Source organism: Kocuria subflava (assembly GCF_012163155.1).
Classification (GTDB): Bacteria; Actinomycetota; Actinomycetes; order Actinomycetales; family Micrococcaceae; genus Kocuria; species Kocuria subflava.
Genome location: NZ_JAAVUN010000001.1, coordinates 333,319 through 340,634 on the forward strand (window position 1 = coordinate 333,319; position 7,316 = coordinate 340,634).

General features: G+C 63.2%; 7 protein-coding genes. 5 read left to right on the forward strand and 2 right to left on the reverse strand.

Annotation, left to right across the window (positions count from 1 at the left end; genetic code table 11):
* Positions 1–40: 40 nt before the first annotated feature.
* Both GTW58_RS01515 and GTW58_RS01520 read right to left on the reverse strand, forming a co-directional pair.
* The gene (locus tag GTW58_RS01515) at positions 41–715 is read right to left on the reverse strand and encodes a potassium channel family protein (RefSeq protein ID WP_255349590.1); all 675 of its coding nucleotides are present in this window, start codon (positions 713–715) and stop codon (positions 41–43) included.
* The gene (locus GTW58_RS01520; protein WP_047689193.1) at positions 708–2,135 is read right to left on the reverse strand and encodes a TrkH family potassium uptake protein; all 1,428 of its coding nucleotides are present in this window, start codon (positions 2,133–2,135) and stop codon (positions 708–710) included. Before GTW58_RS01520 ends, GTW58_RS01515 begins: the two co-directional genes overlap by 8 nt.
* Positions 2,136–2,518: 383 nt before the next feature.
* Between GTW58_RS01520 and GTW58_RS01525 the strand changes: the two genes are divergently transcribed.
* The 5 genes from GTW58_RS01525 (at position 2,519) to GTW58_RS01545 (ending at position 7,067) form a co-directional block, all read left to right on the forward strand.
* Positions 2,519–3,667 (forward strand): acetoin utilization protein AcuC, encoded by a 1,149-nt coding sequence (locus GTW58_RS01525; protein WP_370448281.1) that lies wholly within the window; start codon positions 2,519–2,521, stop codon positions 3,665–3,667.
* Between the two features lie 56 nt (positions 3,668–3,723).
* Positions 3,724–4,278 carry an ArsR/SmtB family transcription factor gene (locus GTW58_RS01530; protein ID WP_119933194.1) on the forward strand — a complete coding sequence of 185 codons (555 nt, stop codon included), beginning with the start codon at positions 3,724–3,726 and terminating at the stop codon, positions 4,276–4,278.
* 166 nt (positions 4,279–4,444) lie between these two features.
* Positions 4,445–5,791, forward strand: a complete 1,347-nt coding sequence (gene gdhA / locus GTW58_RS01535; protein WP_119933186.1) for an NADP-specific glutamate dehydrogenase — start codon at positions 4,445–4,447, stop codon at positions 5,789–5,791.
* A 28-nt stretch (positions 5,792–5,819) separates the two neighbouring features.
* Entirely contained in the window at positions 5,820–6,773 is a 954-nt protein-coding gene (locus GTW58_RS01540) for a FadR/GntR family transcriptional regulator (protein WP_119933187.1), read from the forward strand.
* A gap of 195 nt (positions 6,774–6,968) precedes the next feature.
* Positions 6,969–7,067: a 30S ribosomal protein bS22 gene (locus GTW58_RS01545; protein ID WP_005504750.1), complete on the forward strand. Its 99-nt coding sequence runs from the start codon at positions 6,969–6,971 to the stop codon at positions 7,065–7,067.
* Positions 7,068–7,316: the final 249 nt, after the last annotated feature.

The following is a 7,316-nucleotide window of genomic DNA, read 5'->3' on the forward strand; positions in this document are numbered from 1 at the left end:
GGCTTGCTGACGCAGGCCTGGCACCGGAGCCGGTGTTGACCTACGGTCGGGCGGCGAAGCGTTCGATCAACTGAGTGTGCCCGGCAACGATCAGAGTATCCCTGGATGTCACGGTGGTCCCCGGTGTGGCGTAACTGAATTCTTCACCGGGGGACTTCACACCCACCACGGTGACCCCGTACTTGGCCCGGACATCCGATTCGGCCAGCGTGAAGCCCTGGGTTTCACGGGGTGGGTGCATCTTGACGATGGCAAAGTCGTCATCGAACTCCATGTAGTCCAGTAGCCGCCCGGAGACCAGGTGGGCGGTGCGGCGTCCGGCGTCGGCCTCCGGGAAGATCACGTGATGGGCACCGATCCGGGAGAGGATCTTGCCGTGGGACTTGCTGATGGCCTTGGCCCAGATCCGCTCCACACCCAGGTCCACCAGGTTGGCGGTGATCAGCACGGATGACTCCACGGAGGTGCCCACACCCACCACGGCGTGGCGGAACTCGGCCGCTCCGAGCTGCCGGAGGGCATCAATGTCCGTGGCCTCGGCCTGAACGATGTGCGTCATGTGCCCCACCAGTTTCTGCACCAGGGACGGATCACGTTCAACGCCCATGACCTCCCGGCCCTGGTTGACCAGCTGCAGGGCGGTGGCCGTGCCGAACCGGCCCATGCCGATCACCAGCACGGGAACTTCATGGGACTTGCTGTGACGATCACCCAATGATGGGCCTCTCTTCCGGGTACTGGTACAACCTACGCCGTGACCGCAGTGCCAGGGCCGTGGCCACCGTGGTGGTTCCGATGCGCCCCACCAACATCACCACCACCAGGACTCCCTTGCCTGCGGCCCCCATTTCCGCGGAGAGCCCGGTGGACAGGCCGCAGGTGGCGTAGGCGGAGATCACCTCGAACGCCACACGGTCCAGCGGCTGCCCGGAGATGGCCAGCAGCAGCCCGGAAGCCACCAGAACAATGGTGGCCCCCATGGCAATCACGGAGATGGCAATACGCAGCACGGATTCGGGGACGGTGCGGTGGAAGGCGATCACATGCCGCTCACCGCGGGCTTCGGCCAGGATGGCCAGTACGACGACGGCCAGAGTGGTCACCTTGATGCCGCCGCCTGTGGAAGCGGGAGCACCACCAGCGAACATGAGGGCGTCCGTGAGCAGCAGGGTGACCGGTTCCACCTGGCTCATGTCCACCAGGTTGAATCCACCCGAACGCATCATGGTGGAGGCAAAGAACCCTTGGAAGATCTTGTGACCGGCTGATTCGTTTTGGATGGTGGCGGAGTTGTTCCACTCGAACGCCGTCCACAGCACCCACCCCACAAAGGTCAGGATGAACGTGGTGACCACGGTGAGCTTGGTGTTGAGGTTCCAGCGGGAGAACTTCAACCATCCCACCTGCCGCAGCACCAGGATCACGGGAAAGCCCAAGGAACCCAACAGCACCCCCAGGGTGATGGGGAACAGGATCAGCCACGTGTGCGCTGCGGTGTCAAAGTACGGGACCAGACCGTCCGAGTGCGGCGTGAACCCACCGTTGTTGAAAGCCGAGATGGAGTAGAAGACCCCGTGCCACAAGGCTGTGGCGGGATTTTCACCGGCCACCAGGAAGCCGATGGTCAAGATCAGTGCCAGGGTGCCTTCGATCACCACGGAGGTGATGGCCACGGTGCGCAGCAGCGAGCCGACTTCACCGAGCCGGCCCACGTTCAGGGCTTCCTGCGTGATCAGCTTGGAGCGCAGCCCCAGCTGGCGGCCGATGGCCATGGCCAGGATGGAGGTCATGGTCAGGGTGCCCAGGCCGCCGATCTGGATGGCGAACAGGATGATGACCTGCCCGGTCAGCGACCAGTGCTCCGCGGTGGGCACCACGGTCAGGCCGGTCACCGTCACGGCGGAGGTGGCGGTGAACAGGGCGTCTGTGAAGCTGGTGGCACGCTCTCCTTGGGAGGAGGCCGGAAGCCACAGCAGCAGGGTGAAGACCACGACGACGCCTGCGAACACCAGCACGGCCAGTCGTGCCGGTGAGGACTGGGCCAGACGATCCACCAGATCGCGGGTAGCACCCAGCGCGCCACGTACTCGTGTGGTTTCTGCGGAGGGGACGCGGGCCCCCAGGGTTTGTGGCACCTGGGCTCCTTGGAGGATGTGGGGGTGTGGCCGTGGTGGTGGTCACCGGGTGGTGCGCACCGATTGGCGTGGTCCGGATGACGTGCACCGGATGGTGTCACCGGTGCCTGCCACCGGATCGTGTGACGATACGGGTGACAGTATGACCCCAGGATGAGGGCATGGGAGTCGGATGTGGCCTGCATGTGACTGCTTTTGGCCTGCATGTGACCGGTTCTGGCCTGCGAGTGACCGGTTCTGGCCTGCGAGTGACCAGGCAAGCGCGTCAACTGTGTGCAGAACTGGGAACTTTGTCACATCAAAGGTGGCTCGGATGGTCTAATAAAGGTGTGATCCAGCCAACAGTAGCCTCGCAGCCCACTCGGCTCTTCTGGAGCCCACAGTTGCTGAACTATGACTTCGGCTCATACCACCCCATGCACCCCTCCAGGCTTGATGCCACGTGGCGCCTGGTCCAGGAGTACGGCTTGGATCGTCGGGATTCGGTGACTGTGGAGGTCCCGGAGGTGGCTGAGGATGACCACTTGAGGTTGGCGCACACGGCGGATTACGTGACCGCGGTGCGTGAGGTCAGCCAGGACCCCACACTGTCCCGCCCGGACAGCGGTTTGGGTACTGAGGACACCCCTGGTTACGCCGGAATCCATGAGGCCTCCGCCAGATTGGCCGGTGGTTCTTTCCAGGGTGCACAAGCCATCTTGGACGGGACGGTGGTCCGGGCGGTGAATTTTGGTGGTGGCATGCACCATGCGTTTGCGGACAAGGCCAGTGGTTTCTGTGTCTACAACGACTGCGCTGTAGCCATTCAGCATCTGCTGAACAACGGCGTCAAACGGGTGCTGTACTTGGATGTGGACGGTCACCACGGGGACGGCACGCAGTCCATCTTTTTGGACAACCCGAACGTGATGACCATTTCCATCCACGAATCCGGGACCACGCTGTTCCCGGGTACGGGGTTTGCCAATGAGATCGGCACCGGGGAAGCCATGGGCACCTCCGTGAACATCGCCATGCCGCCCACGGCGGAGGATGCCCAATGGTTGCGCGCCTATCACGCTGTGGTGCCGGCGTTGGTTGAGCAGTTCCGCCCGGAGGTGATCGTCTCCCAGCACGGTTGTGACTCCCACCTGTCCGACCCCCTCACGCACTTGCGCGTCAGCATTGACGGTCAGCGGGAGATCATGTTGAACGTGGCGGAGATGGCAGACCGGTTCTGTGAGGGCCGATGGATCGCCACCGGCGGTGGCGGTTACGACTGCTACGACGTCGTCCCCCGGTCCTGGTCCCACCTGGTGGCGGTGGTCAGTGGCAAACCATTGCCCGTGACCACTCCGATCCCGCCCACCTGGCGGGACTATGTGAAAGAGAACTACGGCGGCAAGCCCCAGGAGTACATGGGGGACCGGGTGGATCTGTGGTGGCGGTCCTGGGAGGTCGGATTCGATCCCGACGACGACACCGACCGTGTGGTCATGGCCACCCGCCGTGAAGTGTTCCCCCAGTGGGGTTTGGACCCCTGGTACGACTGACACCCCGGATGCCGTTGAGTCGCCCCTGACGAGTGGGTGCGGCCGATAGTCTGGCCATGATGTCATCTGAGATTTTTGCGGTGTTGGCCGATCCCACGCGTCGTGCCCTGTTGGTGGCCCTCTCCACGGGTGAGCGCCCGGTGGGGGATCTGGTGGAGGAGGTTGGTGCCTCCCAGCCCACGGTCTCCAAACATCTGCGTATTCTGCGCGAAGCCGCACTGGTTGAGCAGCGTGCGGACGGTCAGCGCCGCCTGTACCGGGTCAATGCCGCAGGTTTGGAGCCCATCCGGCAGTGGCTGCAGCAGTTCGCAGCACTCACGGCAGCTGACCAGGTCAACCAAACAGGCTCGAATCCGGTTCAGACACGGGTGGTTCCGCGCCCATCAAGCGCGGTTTCAGGCCAGAGAGGTGCGCTTTCAGACCAGACAGGTTCAGTTCCACGCGAGGCAGAAGCCGGCCCGTCCAAGGTTGTTCTCCAGCCTGACGGGGCACCTCACACGCCGTCCGTGCCGGTGCTTGATCCCCACGTGGTGCTCCAGTCTGATGAGCAACCGCGCAGCAGGGGTTTGTTGGCGCAGGTTCTGCGTCGTCGTCGTGGACGATCCGGGTGAAACGGACACGCAAAGTCACCCGTGTGACGCTCCTGCGGCAGCAGGCCTGAGCCCTCAACTGTCCCCCGGGCGGCTGGTCTGCCAGACTGCTGGGGGTGCATCGGCGGGTCACGCGCTCGATTGCCCCACCCTGATTCAGAGCTGACCCCCACGAAAGGTGTCTGAGGTGGACGAAAAACTGCAGCCAGTGCGCGATGCCGTTCTCAAGCGCAACCCCGGTGAGAAGGAGTTCATCCAGGCAGTGGACGAGGTCCTGGAATCTTTGGGCCCGGTGGTCTCGCGGCGTCCGGAGCTGTTGGATGCCTCCGTGATCGAGCGGATTTGCGAGCCCGAGCGTCAGATCATCTTCCGTGTGCCGTGGGTTGATGATGCCGGCAAGGTGCAGATCAACCGTGGTTTCCGGGTCGAGTTCAACTCCGCCCTCGGCCCGTACAAGGGCGGGCTGCGTTTCCACCCCTCGGTGTACCTGGGCATCATCAAGTTCCTGGGCTTTGAGCAGATCTTCAAGAACTCCCTGACCGGCATGCCGATTGGCGGCGGCAAGGGTGGTTCCGACTTCAGCCCGGCCGGGCGCTCGGATGAGGAAGTCATGCGCTTCTGCCAGTCCTTCATGACCGAGCTCTACCGCCACATCGGGGAGTACACGGACGTTCCCGCCGGTGACATCGGCGTGGGTGGGCGTGAAATCGGTTACCTGTTCGGCCAGTACAAGCGCATCACCAACCGCTACGAATCCGGTGTCCTGACCGGCAAGGGTCTGTCCTGGGGTGGCTCCCTGGTGCGCACGGAGGCCACGGGTTACGGCACCGTCATGTTCGTCCAGGACATGCTGGCCTCCCGCAATGACACCTTGGACGGCAAGACCGTCTCCGTTTCCGGTTCCGGCAACGTGGCCATCTACGCCACCGAACTGGCGCAGCGGTTCGGAGCCAACGTGGTCACCGCCTCTGACTCCAGCGGCTACGTGCACGATCCCAAGGGCATTGACCTTGAGCTGCTCAAGCAGATCAAGGATGTGGAGCGCGGGCGCATCAACGACTACGTCGAGCGTCGCGGCGGCTCCGCCAAGTTCATTCCTTCGGGGAAGGGCTCCGTGTGGGAGGTCTCCGCCGACGTCGCCCTGCCCTGTGCCACGCAGAACGAGCTGCACGGCAAGGATGCCAAGGCGCTGCTGAGCAACGGTGTGGTGGCAGTGGCTGAAGGTGCCAACATGCCCACCACGGCTGAGGCCACCCGGTTGTTCCAGAACGCGGACGTGCTCTTTGCCCCGGGCAAGGCGGCCAACGCAGGTGGTGTGGCCACTTCAGCGCTGGAAATGCAGCAGAACGCTTCCCGTGACTCGTGGGGCTTTGACTACACCTATGACCGCCTGCGCGAGATCATGCGCGGAATCCACGACAACTGCGCTGCAAGCGCGGAGGACTACGGTCTGCCCGGCAACTACGTTGCAGGTGCAAATATTTCGGGATTCATGAAGGTGGCTGACGCAATGCTCGCCCAGGGAGTCATCTGATCGCTGGGATGCACGTAGGCTAAAGGGCATGGCCACGCATAGAAGAGTCCTCCAATGGTTGGAGAACGAGCTGTTTGACGGGAACCTGGTACTGGGTCAACAACTCCCGACGGACAAGGATCTCGCCTCCGTGCTGGGCGTGAACCGTGGCACCATGCGTGAAGCCCTCAAGATCCTGGAAGCTCAGGGTGTCTTGCGGCTGTATGAAGGCAGCCGCAAGACCATCCTGCCCATGCTGGTGCGGGAGCCCGCAGCCTCTGCGGGCCCCGCTCTCCAGCTGCACATGGCAACGGCGGACTATCCGCTGCGCGACATTGTGCAGACGCGTGTCCTGTTGGAAACCTGGGCGCTGACCAATGCGGATCACCGTTCTCCGGCCATGGCGGAACTGCGGACCCTGCTGCGTGAAATGGGGCGGGATGACATCTCCCTCAAGGAATTCCACCACCTCTACGTGAGCTTCCACATAGCCCTGGTGAAATCCGCGGACAACACGTTGGTGGCAGCGTTGATGTCCGCGCTGCGGGATTCGATTTACGAATACACCATGGCGCTGGTGGGTCACGTTCCGTTGTGGTCCAAAACCGTGGACCGGATCCGTGCCGAGCACCAGGCGATCTTCTCCGCCGTGCTGGCCGGGGACAACACCTTGGCTGCGCGTCTGGTGGAGGAACACATCGAGTACCAGTACGTGGAGGCCGGGGTGGACCCAGAGCGCGCTCCGCGTACCGACGGCATGGAGACCGTTGGTCCCACCACGGGTCCGCTGGCCTCCGGGCGCGTGTGGTCCAACGGGGCGCAACCTGCGGATTCCACAGCGGAGCAGAGCCCGGTCAAGGAGGCCGTTGCCTTGCAGGTGGCCCGCAACTCCGGGCACGACGTCGACACCCCCGGTGATTCCGAAGCCGTTCAGTCATTACCTGCTGACGATGACATCCCGGAGGATTTTGCCGCCGGGCGGGATGAACGTCGTACCGGCTGAAGCCGGTGAACTCCTCGAATAACGCCGTTGCAGCCGAAACGGGTAGACTTCCGGGGAACCAATCTTCGAAAGGTCCATTCAGTGGCCTTTCGGTTCCACCCGGTGAACCGCCGTCGTGAGCCGTTTGAGCTCATGAAGACGCACGTGACACTGCCATGGCGGGCCGGGCCGACCAGACACAAGTGAGGATCGTCTATGGGCTCCGTCATCAAGAAGCGCCGCAAGCGTATGTCCAAGAAGAAGCACCGCAAGTTGCTTCGTAAGACCCGCCACCAGCGCCGCAACAAGAAGTGATCTTGGGCGCAGATCTGTTGTGGGTCTGCGCTTCCCGGTGCAGCCGGTGAAAGCCGTGGGTGGGACACTCCTTTCGAGTGTCCCACCCACGGCTTTTGTGCTGCCGGCACCGGTCCGTCCGTGAAATCACCGGCTATTGATGAGATGACACCCTGTTGCTGGTGATCTCATCATCAGACCTGACTCGTGCCACTTGAGAGCTCCTGGCTGACTTGGCCGGTGTTGTCGCTGGTCAGAGTCCTGTGGCGG